The following is a 20,463-nucleotide window of genomic DNA, read 5'->3' on the forward strand; positions in this document are numbered from 1 at the left end:
ATGAACCAGGAAATCAGGCTTTGCGAAGTGGGTCCGCGCGACGGGCTGCAAATGGCCAAGGGCATGATGTCGGCGGCCGACAAGCTGCGCTGGATCCGGCAGCTGGCCGACGCCGGCCTGCGCGAGATCGAGGCGGGCAGCTTCGTGTCGCCGCGGCTGGTGCCGCAGATGGCCGATACCGGCGCCGTCCTGCCCGAAGTCCTGAAGATCGACGGCCTGACCGTGGTCGCGCTGGTCTGCAACCTCAAGGGCGCCATCGCTGCCTACGAGGCCGGCGCGCACGCGCTGTCGTTTCCCGTTTCGGTCAGCGACACGCATAGCCGCGCCAACGTGGGCAAGGGCACCGACGCGCAAGTGGACGTGCTGGCGTCGATTGTCGATTGGGCGCGGGCGCAGCCGCGGCCCATGCGCATCGACGCGGCGGTCGCCACGGCCTTTGGTTGTTCTCTTGAAGGCGCGGTGCCGGTGGGCCGGGTGGCGCAGGTGGCCGCGGCCACCGCGCTGGCGGGCGCCGATGAGATCGCGCTGGCCGATACCGTGGGCTACGCCCATCCAGCACTGGTGCGCGACGCGGTGCGCGCCACGCAGGACGCCGTGGGCGCGCGGCTGGTCAAGCTGCACCTGCACGACACGATGGGGCTGGGCCTGGCCAACGCGCTGGCCGGCCTGAACGAGGGCATCCGCGCTTTTGATTCCTGCCTGGGCGGCCTGGGCGGCTGTCCCTTCGCGCCCGGCGCGTCGGGCAACATCGTCACCGAAGACCTGGTCTTCATGCTGGAAAGCATGGGGTACCGGACGGGCGTCGATCTGCCGCGGCTGCTGGCGGCGCGCACCTTGCTGGCAGCGGCACTGCCGCACGAACATCTGCGCAGCGGCGTGGCGGCCGCCGGCATTCCCAAGACCTACGGAGCACTGGCCGCGGCATAGCGCTGGGACGCGCGAGACGCCCGCCTCAGCGGTAGACAATCACCGGCAGCGTCGAATGCGCCATTACCTTTTGCGTCTGGCTGCCCAGCAGCACGGCCGCCAGCCCGCCGTGGCCGCGCGAGGCCATGGCGATCAGGTCGCAGCCTTGCGTCATGGCGACGTCGATGATGGTTTGCGCCGGGTTGTTGCTTTCACGCATTTCGGTGGTGCAGGGCACGCCCGCCGCATCGGCCTGCGCGGCGGCTTGCGACAAGTACGACCTGGCTGATTCCGTGGCCTCGCGTTCATACTCCGTGTGCACGCCTTCCAGATGCACGGTTTCCATGGAAGTCGGGCGGAAGGCGCTATACACCGTCAGTACGGTGACGCTGGCGCCCAGGGCGCTGGCCAGGCCCAGTCCTTGCGCCAGGCCGGCATAGGCCCGTGCGGAACCGTCGATGGGGATGAGTATGTGCTTGTACATGACGACCTCCTGAGGGTGTGGAGGGCGGCGCGAGTCCGCGCGGCCCTAGGAGCGTGAACAGCAGCTATCCTCATACTACGCCTTGCGGTGGCATTCGGCGAACCGCGAGGGGAACGCGGCGCTTGCGGCCGGCACACGCATGGCGCTTGCGCGGGCGGTACCTGCTGCATCGGTATTCCGTATGTGCTGCTATCTGACTGAAGACAAGACAGGAGTTTGGAATGGAATTCCCGCCCACACCGACGGACGCTGAGAATGCGCCGCTGCAGCGCGCCTTGCAGCTGTTCGATGACTACAACCGGCGTGATCCCAACCAGCTTTCCTGGGATGGCGCGATGCAGCCGCGCGAATGGCTGCACGCCCAATTCCTCCACGGCTGGGTGCTGAAGTTGGCGCCGCAGGCCGGCACCGCCTTGCGTCTGGCCGCCCGCTGCCAGCACATCGGCCGTTGGGAGGTGCCGCGCGAGGCCTGTCCTGCCGGCAGGGCGGGCTATCTGCAATGGCGCAATACGCTCAAGGAGCATCACGCAGGCATCGCCGCAAGACTGCTCGCGAGCGCGGGCCATGACGCGGAAACCGTGCAGGCGGTGCTGAGGATCGTGCGCAAGCAGGGCATCAAGCGCGATGCCGATGTGCAATGCATGGAAAACGCGCTGTGCCTGGTGTTCCTGGAACACCAGTATGAGGAATTCTGTGACCGTTATCCGGACAAGGTCGTCGCGGTACTGCAGAAGACCTGGAGCAAGATGGACGACGCCGGCAGACACGCGGCGGCGTCGCTGTCCTTCAGCGAACGGGGCCGGGCGTATCTGGAGGCTGCGCTGGCGGGCGCGGAGCCAGTCGTCTAACCCATTGAACTTCATGGGTGTTCTGGCGGAAGCGGTGAGATTCGAACTCACGAACGGTTGCCCGTTGCCGGTTTTCAAGACCGGTGCAATCGACCACTCTGCCACGCTTCCGGGGATTGCTCTGCTGCTGACTGGATGCAGCTTTGACGGCGTATTGTCCTGCGCGGCGGCCATCAGGCAAACAATCTGCCCGGGCGAAAGCGCGATACGCCGTAAAGGGCGCAATAATAATCTATTTGCTGCAAAGGAGGCACGCGATGCACGCCGTAGAAATCTCTCGCCCTGGTGGCCCCGAGGTCCTGGTCCCCGTGGAACGCCCCACGCCGGATGCCGGCGCGGGTGAAGTCCTGATCAAAGTGAGCGCCGCGGGCGTCAACCGCCCCGACGTGTTCCAGCGCAAAGGCAACTACGCGCCGCCGCGCGGCGCCTCGGACCTGCCGGGCCTGGAAGTGGCCGGCGAGATCGTCGGCGGCGACCTGGCCGGCAGCGGCTACGCGCTGGGCGACAAGGTCTGCGCCCTGGTGGCGGGCGGCGGCTATGCAGAATACTGTGTCGCGCCCGCGGCGCAATGCCTGCCCATCCCCAAGGGCTTGTCCGACATCGAGGCCGCCGGCCTGCCGGAGACCTACTTCACCGTCTGGAGCAATGTGTTCGACCGCGGCCGCCTGTCCGAAGGCGAAGCCCTGCTGGTGCACGGCGGCGCCAGCGGCATCGGCACCACGGCTATCCAGTTGGCCCGCGCCATGGGCCATAAGGTCTATGCCACGGTCGGCAGCGACGACCGGGCCCGCGCGGTGGAAGCGCTGGGCGCCGAGCGCGGCATCAACTACAAGACCGAGGATTTCGTGAAGGAAGTGCTGGACGCCACCGGCGGACGCGGCGTGGACGTGATCCTGGACATGGTGGCCGGCGATTACATCGGCCGCGACATGCAGTGCCTGGCCGACGACGGCCGCATCGTCATCATCGCCCAGTTGGGCGGCGCGCACGCCAATGTCGATACGGCCCAGGTCATGCGCCGCCGCCTGACCATCACCGGCTCCACCTTGCGTCCCCGTCCGGTCGCCTTCAAGGGCGCCATCGCCCGCGCGCTGCGCGAGCAGGCCTGGCCCCTGCTGGAAAAAGGGGCCATCAAGCCCATCGTGCACGCCACCTTCCCGCTGGCCGAGGCTTCGCGCGCCCATGCCATGATGGAAAGCGGTGAAAACATCGGCAAAATCATCCTGACCATGTAAGAAATGGGGGGGCGCCCGGCGTAGCGCCCCGCAACAGGATACAATCACGGGTTTCGCCTGGAGTTTTTTTCCAGGCAGACCTGTGGGCGGTTGCTAAGCAGCCTTCTGGCTCGCCCCAGTCCAACCGTTACATATACCTCGCCATGACTTCAGTCGAAAACCGCGCCCGCCTCGTGCTGGGCAACTGGAAGATGCACGGCAACCTGGCCGAGAACGCCGCGTTGCTGACCGAGTTGCGCGCCGCGGATGCTGCGAGGCACTGCGAAATCGGCATCTGTGTGCCGTTTCCCTATCTCGCGCAGGCGGCGTCGGCCCTGACCGGCAGCAGCGTGTCGTGGGGCGCGCAAGACGTCAGCGCCCATGACAAGGGCGCCTACACCGGGGAAGTGTCCGGCGCCATGCTGAAGGAATTCGGCTGCCGCTGGGCCCTGGCCGGCCATTCCGAGCGCCGCGTGCTGCATGGAGAGACCGACGAAATCGTCGCCGCCAAGGCCCAGGCCGCGCTGGCCGCCGGCCTGACCCCGGTCGTGTGCGTGGGCGAATCCCTGGCCGACCGTGAAGCCGGCAACACGCTGACCGTGATCGAACGCCAGTTGAAGCCCGTGCTGGCGCTGGGCGCCGAGGCGGTATCGCGCGTGGTCCTGGCCTATGAACCCGTCTGGGCCATCGGCACCGGCCGCACCGCCAGCCCCGAGCAGGCGCAAGAAGTCCATGGCGCGATCCGCGCCGCCCTGCGCGCGCTGGGCGCGGCGCAGGTGCAAGTGTTGTACGGCGGCAGCGTCAAGGCTGCCAATGCCGCCAGTTTGTTCGCCATGACCGATATCGACGGGGCCCTGGTCGGTGGCGCGTCGCTCGTGGCCGAAGAATTTTTGCGAATCGCCGCTATCTAAGTTTCCGTTCCGGAGTCTGTAATGCCCTTGATGCTCAAAATCCTGCTGGCCGTCCAAGTGATCTCGGCGCTGGCTATCATCGTCCTGGTCCTGCTTCAGCAGGGCAAAGGCGCCGACATGGGGTCCGCTTTCGGTAGCGGCTCGGCCGGCAGCCTGTTCGGCGCCACCGGCGCGGCGAACTTCCTGTCGCGCGCGACCAAGTGGGCCGCCGTGGTCTTCTTCGCGTCCACCGCTGGCCTGGCTTATGTCAGTCACAAGGGCACCAGCGGCCCGGCCGTCGATTCCGGCGTGATGCAAAGCTTCCCGGCCGACCGCTCGGTGCCGCAAGTGCCGGGCGCGGCGCCCGCTCCCGCCGGCTCGTCGGTTCCAGGCGCGTCCTCGGTCCCTGGCGCCGGTTCGGCGCCCGCGGCTCCGGCCAACCCCGACACCTCGGTGCCCTCGGCCCCGGCCACGCCCACCACCCCGGCCGCTCCGGCCACTCCGGCCACTCCGGCCGCAGGCGAAACGCCCGCAACGCCGGCGAGGTAAGCCGCAGCACACGGAAAGGCCGGCGCATGCCGGCCTTTTTCATGGGTGGCTTGCGGCTGCCCGGACATCCTGTCATCAGCGGCCGGTAGCATGCGCCATCGCCGCGCCGGCAGCGGGTAGAGTATCGTTGCCTTCGCATCCGGTTTCCGTCCCCCAGACCCCGCCATGGCCACATCCAAACGCTCCCCCCGAACGCCGTCCGCCGCCGATCCGCAGCGGGGCTCGCCCCAGGCCATGCTGGCGCGCATCCAGAGCCTGTTGCCGTCGATGGGGGCGGCCTCGCAGCGCATCGGCGAATTCGTCATAAGCCATCCCGCGGACGTGGTGCACATGTCGGTCAGTGAAGTGGCGGAACGCACCCAATGCAGCGAAGGCAGCGTGGTGGGCTTCTGCAAGCTGCTGGGCGCCACCGGCTTTCAACAGCTGAAGATCGCGCTGGCGCAGCAGATCGTGCAGCCCGTGCAGTACATCCACGAAGACCTGGCTGCCAAGGACACGCCCGAGCAGGTCGTCAGCAAGATCTTCCACAGCAACATCCAGACCCTGCAGGAAACCGAATCGGTGCTGGACGTGGCCGCGCTGAGGGCGGCGGTGGAGCTGATCCGCCGCGCCCGCCGCGTGGAAATCTACGGCATCGGCAGCTCGGCCGTGATCGCGCACGACGCGCACTACCGCATGTTGCGCATCGGCCTGCATGCCACGGCAGTGACCGATTCCCACGTGCAAGCCATCAGTGCATCGCTGACCGGGCCGGACGTCGCCGTGCTGACTATTTCGCACTCGGGCAGCACGCACGAAACCGTGCTGGCGACGCGGCTGGCGAAAGAAGCCGGCGCGCGCACCATTTGCATCACCAATTTTGGCAAATCGCCCATCCAGGAGCACGCGGACGTGGTGCTGCACACCATGTCGCGCGAGACTCGATTCCGCACCGAGGCGATGACCAGCCGGCTGGCCCAATTGGCCATCATCGACACACTCATCGCCTGCCTGGCCCTGTCCGACTACGACAAGGCCGTCTCTACCCTGCGCAGCACTTTCGACGTGCTGTCGAACAAGCGCTACTGATCGCCTTCGATGCCCGCCGGCAGCGCATGCCTGCGCGGGCATGCGCTATCCAGCAGCCCGGCCACGTCCGGCGCATCCGCGTAGGGCGCATTCCCAACCAGCAGATAACCCATGCCCAGGCGCACCGCGCCCAGGCCATCCGTGCGCACGTTGTCGCCGATGACCGTGGTGTCCGCTGGCGTCAGGCCCAGCCGGCGCAATCCTTCCTCCAGCAGCATGGCCCCGGGCTTGCCGAGTATGCGCGGGCGCACACCGGGCGCGCAGGCCAGCACCGACTGCAGCAGCGCGCCCGTCTCCGGGACGATGGCGCCTTGCGGGCCCGGGTGGGTGAGATCGCCGTTGCTGACCATCAATGCCGCGCCTCGGGCGAGTTCCCTTGCCAGGCTCTGCAGCGTCCCATAGCCGAAGGCGAGATCGCGCGCCAGCAGCACGATGTCCGCATCGCGCTCCACCAGCGCCAGCCCCAGGCCTGCGGCGCAGGCCCGCAGCGCGTCCGAGGCGCAAAGCAGCAGCCTGGCGCGCGGGTGCTGGCGGGCGATATGGCGCAAGGCCTGCTCGCCGGCCAGGACCAGCGTGTCGGCTTCTACCGGCAGGCCCATTGCCCGTAAGCGTGGCGCCAGGCCCGCCGCGGTATCGGTGGAATTATTGGACACGATGACGCAGCGCCCCGCCCAGCGGGTCAGCAGTTCGCTGGCGCCGGGTATCACCTCATACCCGCGTATCAAGGTCCCGTCCAGGTCCAGGATCAGTCCGCGCGAGCGGACGGTCCAAGGCGATTCGGCCGTCGGGGCTTGGGGGGAGTCGGAGACGGGAGTGCAGGCAATGCGGGTCATGGATCGGCGGTTGGGCGTCGAAGCGCGTGCAAGGTTGAAGGAGTGGGCGTCCGCTGTGATTCGGGGTACCCGGCGGCTGTGATTCTATCTGAACAAAATTCAAAAATTCATTTTTTTGATTTGAGAAATTTTCATTTGCCTGTCATGTGCGGTGACTAATCTGCGTTCCGGAATCAGGGCCAAGCACGTTGCGCCCCGATGGCAACCTCATCAAGACTAGGAACAACGAAATGAAGATCCGCACCTGCGCGCCTGCCCTGGCGCTCGTTTCCCTGCTGGCCGCCGCGCCTCTCGCGCAAGCCCAATCCCTGGCCGATGGTTCGCAGCAGCGTCCGCTGCGCGTGCTGCTCATCCCCGCCGATGGCGGCACGGAATCGGGCACCAAGGCCGACTACGCCCCGATCTTCAACGCGATCACGCGCAGCACCGGCCTGCATTTCCAGCTAACGGTGGGCCAGTCCTATGGCGCCGTGGTCGAAGGCATGTGCAACCAGTTGGCCGAGGTCGCGTTCCTGGGGCCGGTTTCCTACGTGCAGGCGCATGAGCGCCAATGCGCACAATTGCTGGCCGTGGGCGTGCAGAAGGGCGAGTCCGCCTATTACGCAGCGATGTTCGCCAAGGCCGATTCGCCCATCAATACGCTCGCCGACCTGAAGGGCAAGCGCGCCGCGTTTGGCGATGTGAATTCGGCCTCCAGCTTCACCTTCCAGGTGGCGTCCATGATCAAGGACGGCATGGACCCGGCCAAGGACCTGGCGGCGCTGCAACTGACCGGCAGCCACGCCAGCAGCCTGGCTGCGCTGGTGCAAGGCCAGGTCGACGCGGCCGCGCTGTCGTTCGACTCCTTCGACAAGGCGGTGCGCCAGGGCGCGGTGGATCCGAAGTCCGTGAAGGTGATCTTCAAGAGCGAGCCCATCCCGTATCCGCCGCTGGCCATGAACACCAAGCTGCCCGAGACGCTGAAGACCACGCTCAAGCAAGCCTTTGCCTCGGTGCACCAGGCGCCCGGAGTGACGCCGGACATGGTGCGCGGCTACGGCGGCGCCAAGCTGGATCGTTTCGATACCGAGTTCTCGGAGGCGCAGTTCGCGGGCCCGGCTTCGAAAATGGCTCTGCTGACCGATGAGATCAAGGGCGAAATCCTGCAGAAGGCGGCCCAGCGGTGATCGCCGGAGCAAGCGGAATGGACATGTTGCGCTACGACGCCGTGGGCATGCGCTACGCCGACGGGACCGCGGCGCTGAACTCGGTGTCGCTGCAGGTGCCGCGCGGCCAGTTCTGCGTGATCCTGGGCGCTTCGGGCGCGGGCAAATCGACCTTGCTGCGCATGGCCAACGGACTGACCACGCCGACCCAGGGCGACGTGTGGGTCGATGGCACGCAGGTGCAGCCGTCGACGCTGGCGGCGGTACGGCCCCGGATTGGCATGGTGCATCAGCACTTCAACCTGGTGTCGCGCGCCACGGTGGCGACCAACGTGCTGTCGGGCGCGCTGCCCGGTCTGCCGGCATGGCGTACCTATCTGATGCGCTTTCCCGCGGAATTGCGCGAGCGCGCCTGCCGGTTGGTGCGCGAAGTCGGCCTGCAGCCCGAACACCTGCAACGCCGCGTGAGCGAATTGTCGGGCGGCCAGCAGCAGCGCGTGGGCATCGCCCGCGCTTTCATGCTGGCGCCCGCCTTGCTGCTGGCCGACGAGCCGGTGGCCAGCCTGGATCCGCGCATCAGCCGCGACATCCTGGCGCTGTTGCGCAATCAGGCGCGGGAACGCGGCGCCACCGTGCTGTGCAGTCTGCATCAGGTCGACCTGGCGCGGGAGTTCGCCGACCGCATCGTGGCCTTGCGCCATGGCGTCATGGTGTTCGACGGGCCGGCCGGCGCGTTCGATGAGGCCACAGCCCGTGCGCTCTATCAGGCCCCGCAGTCGGAGAGCGGCATGGCTGCCGTCGATCTTGCGGGCCGCGGCCATGCCGAGCCGCGCACGGCCAGGCCGATCCGGCCCGCGCTGTTGTCGGCAGGAGGCGCGCAATGAATACGCACGCATTGAAGACGACGGCCGATAACGCCGGATGGCGCCTGGATCCGCCCTATGGCGCTCGTGCGCTGCTGATCGTGATCGCCGCGCTGATGCTGTTTCTCTACACCGGCCAGCGGGTCGAGATGGGCCGCATGGCGGCGCTGACCCTGGACGGCGCGTTGGCCGCGGTCGGCCTGAAGGAGCAGTCCCAGGTCACGTCCGGCCTGGGCGCCCTGGCCGACAGCCTGTTCCCGCTGCAAATCTCGTATCGCACCGAGACCTCGCGCATCGAGGGCTTCGATCCGGACAAGCTGCCGTGGCTGGCGCGCGTGGAAACGTTGCAGGTGACCGAGAGCCGGCTGAATCCGCACACGCTGAAGATGGAAGACGAGGTGTCCACGCAGACCTACCTGGTCGAGCCGCTGGGCTATCTGTGGCGGGTGGCGGTCAAGATGGTGGAAACCTTCGAGATCGCGATCTGGGCGACCCTGCTGGCCGTGTTGGGCAGCGTGCCGCTGGCCTATTGCAGCGCCCGCAACTATGCGCCCAACCGGCTGCTGTACGTGGCGGCGCGGGCCATCGTCAGCATGTTCCGCGCCATGCCCGAACTGATCTGCGCGCTGTTCCTGGTGCTGGCCTACGGCTTCGGCCCGATTGCCGGGGTGCTGGCGTTGGCCATCCATTCGATGGGCTTCCTCGGCAAGTTCTACGCCGAGGACATCGAGACGGCCGACACCAAGCCGCAAGAGGCGCTGGCGGCGATCGGCGCCAGCAAGCCGCGCGTGCTGGCCTATGCCGTGTTGCCGCAGGTCATGCCCAAGTTCACCGGCTACACCCTGTACATCCTGGACCGCAACGTGCGCATGGCCACGGTGGTGGGCCTGGTGGGCGCGGGCGGCATCGGGCAGGAGCTGAAAGGCCGCTACGACATGTACCAGTACGCCCACGTCGGGACCATTCTCGTCGTGATCTTCATCACCGTGTTCTTGCTGGACCAGGTTGCCGCCCGGCTGCGGCGCCGCTTGAGCTGAGCCGGCGCGGCGGCCCGCCGGGCCGCCGCGCCCCGATAGGTTTTCTGCCGGACGAACCCGGCAACGTTCCCCGACCAGGAGTTTTCATGACCCCGTACTTTGCACTGGGCCGCGCCCTTGTTGCGGCCATCGCCCTGAGCCTGACCCTTGCCGCCTGCGGCGGCGACGACGACTCGGACGACGGCGCGACCTCGCCGCCCGAGACCGGACAGCCCGAGCCGCAGCCGCCCGCGCCGCAATTGCGCTGCGCGCCCTGAACGCTCGTTCCGCCCAACCCAACGCAAGAGTAGCCCCATGACCAAGACCTATTCCTCGCCTTCCGCCAGCGTGTCCCCGGCTTTGCCGGGCCGCCGGCAGTTCTTCCGCGCCTCGGCCCAGGCCGCCGGCGCCCTGTCGGCGATGGCCTTGCTGCCCGCCTCGATCCAGCGCGCGCTGGCGGTTCCCGCCGCGGTCGACAGCGGCACGATCAAGGACATCAAGCACATCGTGATCCTGATGCAGGAGAACCGTTCGTTTGACCACTATTTCGGCACCATGCGCGGCGTGCGCGGCTTCGGCGACCGTTTCCCGATTCCGCTGGCCAGCGGCAAATCGGTGTTCTTCCAGCCTGATCCCAAGGGCGGCCAGGACATCCAGCCCTTCCGCCGCGACTCCAGGACCAGCAACGCGCTGATCGGCTCCGGCACCCCGCACAATTTCCCCGATCAGCAGGCGGCCTGGAACCAGGGCAAGATGGACCAGTGGATCCAGTTCAAGAACCAGGCCACCATGGGCTTCTTCATGCGCGAGGACATTCCGTACCAGTTCGCGCTGGCCGACGCCTTCACGGTCTGCGACGGCTACCACTGTTCCATCCTGACCGGCACCGACCCGAACCGCATCGTGTTCTGGTCGGGCGCCAACGCCAATCCCGAACTGCGCAAACTGGGGGTGAACAGCACGGACACCGATTCGGAACCCGTCAACTCGCGCTGCTGGCCGAGCCCGTCCAACTGGGTCGCGGGCCGGGCGCAGCTGACCGACGGTTCAGGCCAGATCGACCCCGCGACCGGCGCCTACAACTACAAGTACAAGAACAGCGCCTTCAAGTGGGACACCTTGCCCGATCTGCTGCAGCGCGCCGGCGTCAGCTGGCATATCTACCAGAACATGAACAACAACTGGACCGGCGCCATGCACGGCTGCCTGGCCTTCAAGAGCTTCCGTACCGCGCAGCCGGGCTCGCCGATCTATGAGCACGGCCTGACGGGCGGCCCGGAGAAGAACGACGGCGCCGTCAATTTCCTCGCGCAGCTCAAGCAGGACGTGGCCAATGGCACCTTGCCGCAAGTTTCGTGGGTGCTGCCCACGCAGGCCTTGGCCGAGCATCCGGGCAGCAGCGAAGGCGTGGCCGGCGCGGCCGACTTCATCGCCGACGTGCTGGACGCGCTGACCTCCAATCCCGAAGTCTGGAGCAAGACCGCGCTGTTCGTGACCTTCGACGAGAACGACGGCTTCTTCGACCACGCGGCCATGCCGGCGGTGCCGTCCTATGACGCCAACGGCGTGCTGATGGGCAAGTCCACCGTGCCGCTGGAAGGCGAGTACTTCGATGCTTCCGTGGGCAACTACCTGAAGGCCGAGGACAAGATCACCGGCAACATCCGTCCGTGGGGCCTGAGTTCGCGCGTGCCGATGTACGTGGTGTCGCCGTGGAGCAAGGGCGGCTGGGTCAACTCGCAGGTGTTCGACCACACCTCGGTGGGTCGCTTCCTGGAGCAGCGATTCGACATCAAGGTCGACGCCATCAGCCCGTGGAGCCGCGCGGTCTGCGGCGACCTGACCACCTGCTTCGACTTCGTCAGCCCCAACGATCCGCGCGTGCCCACGCTGCCCGACACTAGCAACTTTCCCGCGGTCAATGCGGCGCAGAAGCTCCTGCCCACCACCGCGGTGACGCAGGCGCCCGCCATCCCGCAGCCGCTGTTCCAGGAGACCGGCACGCGGCTGTCGCGCGCGCTGCCCTATGAGCTGCACACCAGCGCCCGGCTGGGCGTGGACGGCTCGGTCGAATTGCTGTTCAGCAATACAGGCGAAGCCGGCGCCGTGTTCCATGTGTACGACAAACGCAACCTGGACCTGATCCCGCGACGCTACACCGTTGAAGCGGGCAAGACGCTGTCCGACACCTGGACCGGCGGCGACTATGACCTGTGGGTCTACAGCAGCAACGGCTTCGTGCGGACCTTTTCCGGCAACACCCAGCGCGGCGCGGCGCTGGAAGTGCAGGTCTGCTACGAGCCCGCCGGCAGCGCGCTGTACGTGAAGGTCTCCAACCGCGGCACGGCCCGCTTGCAGGCATCGCTGCAATCCAACGCCTACCGCACGGATGGCCCCTGGACCCTGGCGGTCGAGCCGGGCGCGGTGGCGGAACACCATTGGTCCATCAAGGACAGCGGCAATTGGTACGACTTCACCATTACCGCCGAGGGTTTCGAGCGGCGCTTCGCTGGCCGCATGGAGAACGGTCGCAACAGCGTCAGCGATCCCGCCATGGCGCTGCATCTGTGATGGTCCAGGCATGAGCGGGCCGGGCGCGCATCGGGGTGCGCGTCCGGCCGGTCCGCAATAAAAAACTACCAACATGATCATGAAAAACATATACGCAATTTTGGCCGCCAACGGTTTGTCGGTGGCGGTCCTGGTGGGCGCGCTGGCCGGGGGATCGGCCGCGCAGGCGCAGACCGCGCCGCCCGTAAAGTGGGACGGCAGCAACCTCGGTTACGGCTCAGGCGCCGGCCAGGGCGTGACCGGCAAGAGCAATCAAGCGATAGGCAAGAGCGCCGGCACCAACGTGACCGGCAGCAACAACATCGGCCTGGGCAACGGCGCGGGCAAGGACGTGAGCACCAACTGGAACGTCGCCATTGGCGAGGGCGCGGGTTCCAAGGTCGGCGGCAAGAACGCCAACCAGGCCATCGGCTACTACGCCGGCACCAATGTGCAAGGCGGCTGGAACCAGTCGTTCGGCCGCAGCGCCGGCCAGAACGTCACGGGCGACTACAACGATGCCTATGGCTTCTGGGCTGGCACCGACACGGTGGGCAACAACAATGCCGCCTATGGCACCAATGCGGGGCGCAACGTCACCGGCAACGGCAACTCGGCCTTCGGCCAGGAAGCCGGCCGCAATGTCGTCGGAGACGGCAATCTGGCGCTGGGCCAGAACGCGGGCCAGAACGTGGAAGGCGAAGGCAATCTGGCGCAGGGCAAGAATGCCGGGCAGAACGTGACCGGCGCCAACAACCTGGCCGCCGGCGCCTACGCGGGCTATGGGGTGCAGGGCGACGGCAATACGGCAAGCGGCCTGGCCGCCGGCCGCGAGGTCGTCGGCAACAACAACGTGGCGCAGGGCACGGCCGCGGGTTCGGGCGTGCGCGGCAGCGACAACGTATCGATCGGCTCGAATGCCGGGCGCGGTTCGGAGGCGGATCGCAGCGTGTCGGTGGGCGCGGAATCGTCCGCGGCCACCCAGAGCGTCGCGGTGGGCGCCGGCGCGGTCGCGGCGGCGCCCAACAGCGTGGCGCTGGGGGCCGGTTCCACCGCAGCGCGCGGCGCGCAGGAAAACTACGCGGCCTATGGCATGGCGCAGCCCCAAAGCTCGACAGGCGAGGTGAACGTGGGCGGGCGCCAGATGACGGGCGTGGCGGCAGGCAGCGAGGACTCCGACGCCGTCAACGTGGGGCAGCTGCGTGCCGCCAGCAGCGCGAGCGAAGCGCGAGTGGGCGCCGTCGAACACTCCTTGCAGAACCTGCGCAGCGACCTGGATTCCCAGGAGCGCATGCTGAGCGCGGGCGTGGCCGCCGCCATGGCGACGGCCTCCCTGCCGCAAGCCTACTTGCCGGGGCGCAACATGCTGTCCCTGGCCGGCGGCACCTGGAACGGCGAGTCCGGCTATGCCATGGGGCTGTCGCGGGTATCCAGCGGCGGGCGCTGGGTCTACAAGGTATCCGCCAACGGCACCTCCCGCGGCGACTTCGGCGGCGCGGCGGGAGTCGGATACCAGTGGTGAGTCCGGGCCTGCGATAATGCCGCAAGCGCGGCGGCCGGCGATGGGACGCAGGCTGCCGCCAGCACAGGCATACCCGGATCGGCCCCATGGAAAAGCGTTTGATGCCATCGATGATGGCGCTGCAATGTTTCGAGGCGGTGGCGCGGCACATGAGCTTCACGCGCGCCGCCGAGGAACTGCATATGACCCAGAGCGCGATCAGCAAGCAGATCGCGCAGCTGGAGGCGCTGCTGCGCAATCCGCTGTTCCTGCGCGTGCGGCGGCGCCTGCAACTGACGCCCGCCGGGGCTTTGTACCAGTCCGAGGTCAGGGCCATCCTGAACCAGGTGGACATGTCATCGCGCTACATCCTGACCTACGGCAGCGAGACCCAGGTGCTCACCATTGGCACCCAGCCCACCTTCGGCGCGCGCTGGCTGATCCCGCGCCTGCAAGGCTTCATGGCCGCGCATCCGGACATCCAGGTCAAGGTGCGCAGCGAAACCCGGCCCTTCGACCTGATGCAGGCCAAGATCGACATCTCCTTTTTCTTCGGCCACGGCACCCTGCCGGGGGCGCAGTGCCGCGAACTGTTCGAGGCCGAGGTGGTGCCGGTGTGCGCGCCCGGCTTTCTGCCAGGCGACAGGGTCGACAGCCTGGAAGCATTGAGCGCGCAGGCGCTGATCCAGTGCGCCTCGCGCCCGGAGGCCTGGCACGACTACTTCTCGCGCCAGCAATTCCAGTCCGACCGCAGCTACCACGGTCCCCGCTTCGATACCTTCTACATGTGCGTGCGCGCCGCCGAAGGGGGTTGCGGCGTGGCGCTGACGCCGCGCCTGCTGGCCGAAGAAGAGCTGCAGGCCGGCAAACTGGTGATTCCCTGGGATTACGTGCAACCCAGTGATGGCGCGTACTTCGTGGCGTATTCCGAGCACTCGGCCGAAGTGCCCAAGATCAAGCAGTTCGTCGCCTGGGTGGAAGGTGAAGCCGCGCGCAAGCGCGAGCGCGACGCCCAGCGGACGCGATCCATGAAAAAACGGACTGATTAAGCCAATTTTTTTCATTTGATTGCGGTCGCGGCGCATGATGTCATGCGGGCCATCCTTGTTTACCGATGTGCCGAGCCCGCCATGAGTCAGAATTTCGTCAATCCGGATCAGATCCGCGCCTGGTTCTCCCGCGCCATGTCCGACATGTACAAGTCGGAAGTGCCGCTGTACGACACGCTGCTGGACCTGGTGGCCCAGGTCAACGCCCAAACCCTGGCAGCACAACCCGAACTGGCCGCGCAACTGGCGCGCACCGGCGAGATCGAGCGCCTGGACGTCGAGCGCCACGGCGCGATCCGCGTCGGCACCGCGCAGGAACTGGCCAATATGCGGCGCGTGTTCGCCGTGATGGGCATGCAGCCGGTAGGCTACTACGACCTGTCGCCGGCCGGCGTGCCGGTGCATTCGACCGCTTTCCGCGCCACCCACGAAGCCTCGCTGCAGGCCAGCCCGTTCCGCGTCTTCACCTCGCTGCTGCGGCTAGAACTGATCGATGACGCGGTGCTGCGCGCGAAGGCCGCCCGCATCCTGGCCGCGCGCCAGATCTTCACCGCGCGCGCGCTGGAACTAGCCGCCCGCTTCGAGGCGCAGGGCGGGCTGGAAGAAGCCGATGCCCGCGAGTTCGTGGCCGAAGCCCTGCACACCTTCCGCTGGCACAGCGAGGCGACCGTCAGCCTGGACGACTACCATGAACTGCACGGCCTGCATCGCCTGATCGCCGACGTGGTGGCCTTCAAGGGGCCGCACATCAACCACCTGACGCCGCGCACGCTGGACATCGACGAGGCCCAGGCCGAGATGCCGCGCCGCGGCGTGTCCGCCAAGGCCGTGATCGAAGGCCCGCCGCCGCGCAAATGCCCGATCCTGTTGCGCCAGACCAGCTTCAAGGCGCTGGAGGAAGCGGTCCTGTTCGCCGGCGCCGACGGCCAGTCCGCCGCCGGCAGCCACACGGCACGCTTCGGCGAGATCGAGCAGCGCGGCGTGGCGCTGACCCGTAAGGGCCGGGCCTTGTACGACCAACTGCTGGACCTGGCCCGCAGCCGCATCAGCGGCGCGCCCAACGAAGGCAACGCCGCTGCCTACATGCAGAACCTGCAGGACTGCTTTGCCGCGTTCCCGGACGACTACGAGCAACTGCATGCGCAAGGGTTGGCGTACTTCCGCTATTTCCTGACCGGCAAGGAGGGCGGGGATCCCGACGCCGGCCTGCAAGACCTGATAGCCCAAGGCCATATCCGCTTCGAGCCGCTGGTGTACGAGGATTTCCTGCCCGTCAGCGCCGCCGGCATCTTCCAATCCAATCTGGGCGACAAGGCCCAGGCCGAGTACGCACAGAACGCCAGCCAGGCCGCCTTCGAGCAGGCCCTGGGCGCCCAGGTGCAGGACGAGCTGGCGCTCTACCAGGACACACAGGACCGTTCGCTGGATGCCTGCATGCAGGCGCTGCGCGCGCAAGCCGGCTCGCCGGTGGCTGCATGAGCCGTCTGGACCGCTGCCTGTCCGTGCGCGACTTCGAGCGCGCAGCGCGGCGCATCATGCCGCGCTGCGTCGAAGGCTACGTGTGTGGCGGCACCGAGGACGGCGCTTCGCTGACCGAGAGCGTGCGGGCGCTGGGCGACGTGGGCTTTCGGCCACGCGGCCTGCGCGTGGTCGACCAGCGCAGCAGCCAGGTCGAACTCTACGGCCAGAGCTACGCCATGCCGCTGGGATTCGCGCCCACCGGGTTTTCCGCCATCGTTATGCACGAGTGCGACCTGGCGTTGGCGCAGGCGGCCCAGCAGGCCGGGATTCCGTTCATCATCAGCGGCGCTTCCAGCGTGCCGCTGGAACGTTTGCAGCAGGCCACCGGCAAGCGCTGCTGGTACCAGGCCTATCTGCCGGGCAACACCGAGCGCATCGGCAAGCTTATGGCGCGCTTGCGCCAGGCCGAGATCCCGGTGCTGGTGGTGACCATCGACACCTGCGTCGGCGCCAACCGCGAAAACCTGCAGAAGCTGTCCTTCACCGTGCCCTTCAAGATGAGCCCCAGCGTCATGCTGGACGGCATGCGGCATCCGCGCTGGAGCTTCAATGTCTTCCTGCGCACGCTGCTGGGCAACGGCATCCCCAGGTTCTCGAACCTGTACGAGGAAATCGGTCCGCCCATCACCCAGGACCCGCCCAACGGCTTTCGCGGCGAACGCGACAAGCTCTCGTGGGAACACATTCGCTGGATCCGCGAGAACTGGCCCGGCAAGCTGGTGCTCAAGGGCGTGATGCATCCCGACGATGCGAGGCTGGCCTGCGCGGCGGGCGCCGACGGCGTGATCGTGTCGAACCACGGCGGACGCCAGCTCGACGGCTGCATTTCGCCCTTGCAGGCGCTGCCCGATGTGGTGGCCGCGGTGCCGTCCGGTTTCCCAGTCATGGTGGACGGCGGCTTTCGCCGCGGTTCCGACGTACTCAAGGCCGTGGCCCTGGGCGCGCGCATGGTCTTCACCGGCCGGCCCCAGTTGTTCGGCGCGGCCGTGGCCGGCAGCGCCGGCATCCGCAAGGTCGCGGAGATATTCCGCAGCGAGATTTCGACCAACATGGCGCTGCTGGGCTGCGCCACGCTGGCCGACCTCACCCCGGACCTGATCGCACCCTTGCGGCCCGCAGGCTCCGCCTGACCTGGGCGGCGCCGCCGCGCCGGGCAGGGCTGCCCGCACAACAACAAAAAAGACGGTGCGCATGCCCATGCGCGCCCACTCGTTTTCGACAGGAGGAAACATGAAGAAGATCTATACCAAACTGGCCGGCGCGGCTGCGGTGCTGGCGTGCGTCGCCAGCGGCCCGGCGCAGGCCCAGGCCGGCGCCTATCCGACCAAGCCGGTGCGGCTGGTCGTGGGCTACGCCCCGGGCGGCACTACCGACATCAGCGCCCGCATGATCGCCGACGTGCTGGGCAAGGAATTCGGCCAGACCTTCGTGGTGGAGAACAAGCCTGGCGCCAACAGCAACATCGGCGCCGAGTCCGTCGCCCGTTCGGCGCCCGACGGCTACACCCTGTTCGTGGGATCGATTTCCACCGCGATCAACCAGTCGCTCTATTCCAAGATGTCCTATGACGCGCTCAAGGACCTGGACGCCGTCGCCTTGCTGAACGTGGTGCCCAACATCCTGGCCGTCAACGCCAGCGTGCCGGTCAAGTCGGTGCAGGAATACATCGCCTACGCCAAGAAGAATCCGGGCAAGCTGACTTGCGCCTCGCCCGGCAACGGCTCGTCCGCCCACCTGGGCTGCGAACTCTTCAAGATGAAGACCGGCATCGACATCCTGCACGTCCCGTACCGCGGTAGCGGCCCGGCCGTGGCCGACCTGCTGGGCGGACAAGTCGACTCCATCTTCGACAACCTGCCGCCGCTGTTGCCGCACGTGCGCGCCGGCAAGCTGACCGGCCTGGCCGTCACCACTGGCAGCCGCGTGCCGTTCGCCCCGGAGATTCCCACCATCGCCGAATCGGGCGTGGAAGGCTTCGACGTGGCGGCCTGGTTTGGCGTGTTTGCGCCCGCCGGCACGCCGCCGGAAATCGTCCAGAAGGTCAACGCCGCCATCAACAAGGCCCTGACCTCCGACGCCGCCCTGGCCGCCAGCTACCAGACCAACGGCTTCCTGATGCCCCCGCCGCCCAACACGCCGCAAGCGTTCAAGGCCTTCATGGAAAGCGAAACCCGCAAGTGGGGCGAAGTCGTCAAGGCGACCAACCTGCAGATCAACTGATAGGCGAGGGGAGGGGCGGTCCGCGGCCCCTTTGGAGCATTCTTGGGGACGGATTGGTGGCGTCGCGGCGACATAGCGGTACGGAACCACCCGATTCCCGATTTGCGTGATAGAATGTTCGACTTTCCAGGAAAGCACGCTTTTCTGGCTGAAGTTAGCCGACGTGGTGAAATTGGTAGACACGCTATCTTGAGGGGGTAGTGGCGAAAGCTGTGCGAGTTCGAGTCTCGCCGTCGGCACCAAGAATTCGATGCTCCAGCGTTATTGCGAGCATCTGCAAAAAAACCCGCATTCTCACCAGAGTTGCGGGTTTTTTGCATTCGGCCTGGGGCAAGCTGCCCGCCTATCCCGTCATTCCTTCTTGTACGCCAGGTAATCCAGATGGATGCCGATATGGTCGGCGATGTAGCGGGCGTCGTGCCAAACCCCCCAGATGAAGGAAGAGCTGCGGTTGGTGAGGTTGGGCAGGCCGAGGAAGTAGATGCCTTTTTCGGCCGAGATGCCACGCTTGTGGATGGGGTAGCCGTTTTCGTCGAAGGTGTCGACGTCGATCCAGCTGAAGTCGACCTTGAAGCCGGTCGCCCACAGGATGGTCTTGATGCCGGCCTCGGCCAGGTTCAGGCTCAGGATGGGGTAGGTAAGGCACTCCGGATCGGGCAGCAGTTTCCAGGCATCGGGCTCGAGCGGCAGGTCCAGGCCGTTCTGCTCGATGTAGGCGTCGGCTTCGCGCAGGACTTCGAAGTAGTCGGCGTCGCCCTGGGCGACGTCGCGGCCGAGGTTGTCGGCGAAGTGCAGCACGCCGTTTTCGTAGGAGGTCGTGATGCCGACGAGCTGGATGCCGTCGCGGGCCAGGCGCCGGAAGTCGACGGTCTTGCCGTTTTCATAGCCGCTCACGGCGAAGGCGACGTGTTCGCGCTTGGGCTTTTTCTTGACTTCATCCCACATGCCCAGCGCGCCCAGCCACCAGCAGTAGTCGCGTTCACGGTAGGAGCGCGGCGGACGGTAGTGTTCGCCCACCGACAGGTAGACGGTGCGGCCGGCCTGGCGCAGTTCTTCGGCGATCTGTGAGCCGGAGGCCCCGGCGCCGACCACGAGCACGGCGCCGTCGGCCAGTTGGCCCGGGTTCTTGTAGGCCGAGGAATGCAGCTGCTGGATGCCGGCGCTTTCCGGCACGATTTTCGGGAAGGTGGGGACCTGGAAGGGGCCGGTCGCGGCGACCACGTGCTGGGCCTCGATAGTGCCTTCGGAGGTGGTGACGGTGAAGCCTGGGCGCTTGTCATTGCGCTTGACGCGCAGGACTTCGACGCCGGTGCGCACCGGCGCCTTGAGCATCTTGGCGTAGTCCTCGAAGTACTGGGCCATGCGCTCCTTGGGCGGAAAGACGTCGGGCCCGACGTCATCGAATTTCAAGCCGGGAAAGCGGTCGTGCCAGGCGGGGCCGTTGGCGACCAGCGAGTCCCAGCGTTCGGAGCGCCAGCGTTCGGCGATCCGCTTGCGTTCCAGCACGATATGCGGAACCCCCATGGCGCCAAGGTGCTCGCTCATCGCGATGCCAGCCTGGCCGGCGCCGATCACCAGCGTATTGGTTTTTTCAATTGACATTGCAAGATCCTAAGAAATACCGAGACCCTGGTGCGTCTCGATGCTGACACGAAGATCAAGGACAAGAAGGCCGACGAACCGCGCGCAGGCTTCAGATGCGCACTGAACGATAGGCACGCAGTGTGATCTCGAAGCGCCGAGTTGATAACTTCGTTTTTCGGACGGCTGACTTAGGAAAAAGCAAAGGTGCTGGTTTACGTGGGC

General features: G+C 66.9%; 19 protein-coding genes and 2 tRNA genes. 17 read left to right on the top strand and 4 right to left on the bottom strand.

Annotated features, from left to right (window positions below; genetic code table 11):
* A complete protein-coding gene (locus tag AXYL_RS06240; protein WP_013391944.1) occupies window positions 1-927 on the top strand; it encodes a hydroxymethylglutaryl-CoA lyase in 927 nt (308 codons plus the stop codon).
* Window positions 928-952: 25 nt separating this feature from the next.
* Here the strand turns inward: AXYL_RS06240 and AXYL_RS06245 are convergent, their stop codons facing one another.
* Entirely contained in the window at window positions 953-1,390 is a 438-nt protein-coding gene (locus AXYL_RS06245; RefSeq protein ID WP_013391945.1) for a universal stress protein, read from the bottom strand.
* Between the two features lie 221 nt (window positions 1,391-1,611).
* On the opposite strand from AXYL_RS06245, the gene AXYL_RS06250 reads away from it, so the two are divergent.
* Window positions 1,612-2,238, top strand: a complete 627-nt coding sequence (locus tag AXYL_RS06250) for a DUF4202 domain-containing protein (RefSeq protein WP_013391946.1) — start codon at window positions 1,612-1,614, stop codon at window positions 2,236-2,238.
* Between the two features lie 23 nt (window positions 2,239-2,261).
* Here the strand turns inward: AXYL_RS06250 and AXYL_RS06255 are convergent.
* Window positions 2,262-2,349 (bottom strand) — tRNA-Ser (locus AXYL_RS06255).
* 146 nt (window positions 2,350-2,495) lie between these two features.
* Here AXYL_RS06255 and AXYL_RS06260 point away from each other — a divergent pair.
* The 4 genes from AXYL_RS06260 (at window position 2,496) to AXYL_RS06275 (ending at window position 5,959) form a co-directional block, all read left to right on the top strand.
* A complete protein-coding gene (locus AXYL_RS06260; protein WP_013391947.1) occupies window positions 2,496-3,473 on the top strand; it encodes an NAD(P)H-quinone oxidoreductase in 978 nt (325 codons plus the stop codon).
* A 143-nt stretch (window positions 3,474-3,616) separates the two neighbouring features.
* Complete coding sequence (tpiA, locus tag AXYL_RS06265) at window positions 3,617-4,363, top strand: triose-phosphate isomerase (RefSeq protein ID WP_013391948.1); 747 nt, start codon at window positions 3,617-3,619, stop codon at window positions 4,361-4,363.
* A gap of 21 nt (window positions 4,364-4,384) precedes the next feature.
* Window positions 4,385-4,891, top strand: a complete 507-nt coding sequence (gene secG / locus AXYL_RS06270; RefSeq protein WP_013391949.1) for a preprotein translocase subunit SecG — start codon at window positions 4,385-4,387, stop codon at window positions 4,889-4,891.
* 165 nt (window positions 4,892-5,056) lie between these two features.
* The gene (locus AXYL_RS06275) at window positions 5,057-5,959 is read left to right on the top strand and encodes a MurR/RpiR family transcriptional regulator (protein ID WP_237709982.1); all 903 of its coding nucleotides are present in this window, start codon (window positions 5,057-5,059) and stop codon (window positions 5,957-5,959) included.
* Here the strand turns inward: AXYL_RS06275 and AXYL_RS06280 are convergent.
* The gene (locus AXYL_RS06280) at window positions 5,953-6,792 is read right to left on the bottom strand and encodes an HAD-IIA family hydrolase (protein WP_013391951.1); all 840 of its coding nucleotides are present in this window, start codon (window positions 6,790-6,792) and stop codon (window positions 5,953-5,955) included. The genes AXYL_RS06275 and AXYL_RS06280 overlap by 7 nt on opposite strands.
* Window positions 6,793-7,022: 230 nt before the next feature.
* Between AXYL_RS06280 and AXYL_RS06285 the strand changes: the two genes are divergently transcribed.
* The 11 genes from AXYL_RS06285 to AXYL_RS06330 all read left to right on the top strand — a co-directional run bounded on the left by AXYL_RS06285 (window position 7,023) and on the right by AXYL_RS06330 (window position 18,899).
* Window positions 7,023-7,958 carry a phosphate/phosphite/phosphonate ABC transporter substrate-binding protein gene (locus AXYL_RS06285; RefSeq protein ID WP_013391952.1) on the top strand — a complete coding sequence of 312 codons (936 nt, stop codon included), beginning with the start codon at window positions 7,023-7,025 and terminating at the stop codon, window positions 7,956-7,958.
* Window positions 7,959-7,975: 17 nt separating this feature from the next.
* Window positions 7,976-8,821, top strand: a complete 846-nt coding sequence (locus AXYL_RS06290) for a phosphonate ABC transporter ATP-binding protein (protein ID WP_013391953.1) — start codon at window positions 7,976-7,978, stop codon at window positions 8,819-8,821.
* The gene (phnE, locus tag AXYL_RS06295; RefSeq protein WP_013391954.1) at window positions 8,818-9,837 is read left to right on the top strand and encodes a phosphonate ABC transporter, permease protein PhnE; all 1,020 of its coding nucleotides are present in this window, start codon (window positions 8,818-8,820) and stop codon (window positions 9,835-9,837) included. The genes AXYL_RS06290 and phnE overlap by 4 nt, the downstream gene beginning before the upstream one ends.
* 86 nt (window positions 9,838-9,923) lie before the next feature.
* Entirely contained in the window at window positions 9,924-10,094 is a 171-nt protein-coding gene (locus tag AXYL_RS35165; protein ID WP_013391955.1) for a hypothetical protein, read from the top strand.
* Window positions 10,095-10,131: 37 nt separating this feature from the next.
* On the top strand, window positions 10,132-12,387 hold the full coding sequence (locus AXYL_RS06300; RefSeq protein ID WP_013391956.1) for a phosphocholine-specific phospholipase C: 2,256 nt from the start codon (window positions 10,132-10,134) through the stop codon (window positions 12,385-12,387).
* A gap of 79 nt (window positions 12,388-12,466) precedes the next feature.
* Window positions 12,467-13,888 carry a YadA family autotransporter adhesin gene (locus tag AXYL_RS06305; RefSeq protein WP_148260583.1) on the top strand — a complete coding sequence of 474 codons (1,422 nt, stop codon included), beginning with the start codon at window positions 12,467-12,469 and terminating at the stop codon, window positions 13,886-13,888.
* Window positions 13,889-13,974: 86 nt separating this feature from the next.
* The gene (locus tag AXYL_RS06310) at window positions 13,975-14,916 is read left to right on the top strand and encodes a LysR substrate-binding domain-containing protein (RefSeq protein ID WP_013391958.1); all 942 of its coding nucleotides are present in this window, start codon (window positions 13,975-13,977) and stop codon (window positions 14,914-14,916) included.
* An 81-nt stretch (window positions 14,917-14,997) separates the two neighbouring features.
* Window positions 14,998-16,395 carry a VOC family protein gene (locus AXYL_RS06315; protein ID WP_041655053.1) on the top strand — a complete coding sequence of 466 codons (1,398 nt, stop codon included), beginning with the start codon at window positions 14,998-15,000 and terminating at the stop codon, window positions 16,393-16,395.
* Entirely contained in the window at window positions 16,392-17,567 is a 1,176-nt protein-coding gene (locus AXYL_RS06320; protein ID WP_013391960.1) for an alpha-hydroxy acid oxidase, read from the top strand. Before AXYL_RS06315 ends, AXYL_RS06320 begins: the two co-directional genes overlap by 4 nt.
* A 100-nt stretch (window positions 17,568-17,667) precedes the next feature.
* A complete protein-coding gene (locus AXYL_RS06325; RefSeq protein ID WP_013391961.1) occupies window positions 17,668-18,657 on the top strand; it encodes a Bug family tripartite tricarboxylate transporter substrate binding protein in 990 nt (329 codons plus the stop codon).
* A gap of 157 nt (window positions 18,658-18,814) precedes the next feature.
* Window positions 18,815-18,899: transfer RNA gene (locus AXYL_RS06330), tRNA-Leu, on the top strand.
* Window positions 18,900-19,008: 109 nt separating this feature from the next.
* Here AXYL_RS06330 and AXYL_RS06335 read toward each other — a convergent pair.
* Entirely contained in the window at window positions 19,009-20,259 is a 1,251-nt protein-coding gene (locus tag AXYL_RS06335; protein WP_013391962.1) for a flavin-containing monooxygenase, read from the bottom strand.
* Window positions 20,260-20,463: the final 204 nt, after the last annotated feature.

The sequence above is a fragment of the Achromobacter xylosoxidans A8 genome, from assembly GCF_000165835.1.
Lineage (GTDB): Bacteria > Pseudomonadota > Gammaproteobacteria > Burkholderiales > Burkholderiaceae_B > Achromobacter > Achromobacter xylosoxidans_B.

Coding starts and splice junctions, on each gene's coding strand:
- AXYL_RS06305 (WP_148260583.1), top strand. CDS start 12,467: ATGAAAAACATATACGCAATTTTGGCCGCCAACGGTTTGTCGGTGGCG.
- AXYL_RS06325 (WP_013391961.1), top strand. CDS start 17,668: ATGAAGAAGATCTATACCAAACTGGCCGGCGCGGCTGCGGTGCTGGCG.
- AXYL_RS06245 (WP_013391945.1), bottom strand. CDS start 1,390: ATGTACAAGCACATACTCATCCCCATCGACGGTTCCGCACGGGCCTAT.
- AXYL_RS06315 (WP_041655053.1), top strand. CDS start 14,998: ATGAGTCAGAATTTCGTCAATCCGGATCAGATCCGCGCCTGGTTCTCC.
- AXYL_RS06280 (WP_013391951.1), bottom strand. CDS start 6,792: ATGACCCGCATTGCCTGCACTCCCGTCTCCGACTCCCCCCAAGCCCCG.
- AXYL_RS06250 (WP_013391946.1), top strand. CDS start 1,612: ATGGAATTCCCGCCCACACCGACGGACGCTGAGAATGCGCCGCTGCAG.
- AXYL_RS06240 (WP_013391944.1), top strand. CDS start 1: ATGAACCAGGAAATCAGGCTTTGCGAAGTGGGTCCGCGCGACGGGCTG.
- AXYL_RS06275 (WP_237709982.1), top strand. CDS start 5,057: ATGGCCACATCCAAACGCTCCCCCCGAACGCCGTCCGCCGCCGATCCG.
- AXYL_RS06310 (WP_013391958.1), top strand. CDS start 13,975: ATGGAAAAGCGTTTGATGCCATCGATGATGGCGCTGCAATGTTTCGAG.
- AXYL_RS06290 (WP_013391953.1), top strand. CDS start 7,976: ATGGACATGTTGCGCTACGACGCCGTGGGCATGCGCTACGCCGACGGG.
- AXYL_RS06320 (WP_013391960.1), top strand. CDS start 16,392: ATGAGCCGTCTGGACCGCTGCCTGTCCGTGCGCGACTTCGAGCGCGCA.
- tpiA (WP_013391948.1), top strand. CDS start 3,617: ATGACTTCAGTCGAAAACCGCGCCCGCCTCGTGCTGGGCAACTGGAAG.
- AXYL_RS06285 (WP_013391952.1), top strand. CDS start 7,023: ATGAAGATCCGCACCTGCGCGCCTGCCCTGGCGCTCGTTTCCCTGCTG.
- AXYL_RS06335 (WP_013391962.1), bottom strand. CDS start 20,259: ATGTCAATTGAAAAAACCAATACGCTGGTGATCGGCGCCGGCCAGGCT.
- secG (WP_013391949.1), top strand. CDS start 4,385: ATGCCCTTGATGCTCAAAATCCTGCTGGCCGTCCAAGTGATCTCGGCG.
- AXYL_RS06300 (WP_013391956.1), top strand. CDS start 10,132: ATGACCAAGACCTATTCCTCGCCTTCCGCCAGCGTGTCCCCGGCTTTG.
- phnE (WP_013391954.1), top strand. CDS start 8,818: ATGAATACGCACGCATTGAAGACGACGGCCGATAACGCCGGATGGCGC.
- AXYL_RS06260 (WP_013391947.1), top strand. CDS start 2,496: ATGCACGCCGTAGAAATCTCTCGCCCTGGTGGCCCCGAGGTCCTGGTC.
- AXYL_RS35165 (WP_013391955.1), top strand. CDS start 9,924: ATGACCCCGTACTTTGCACTGGGCCGCGCCCTTGTTGCGGCCATCGCC.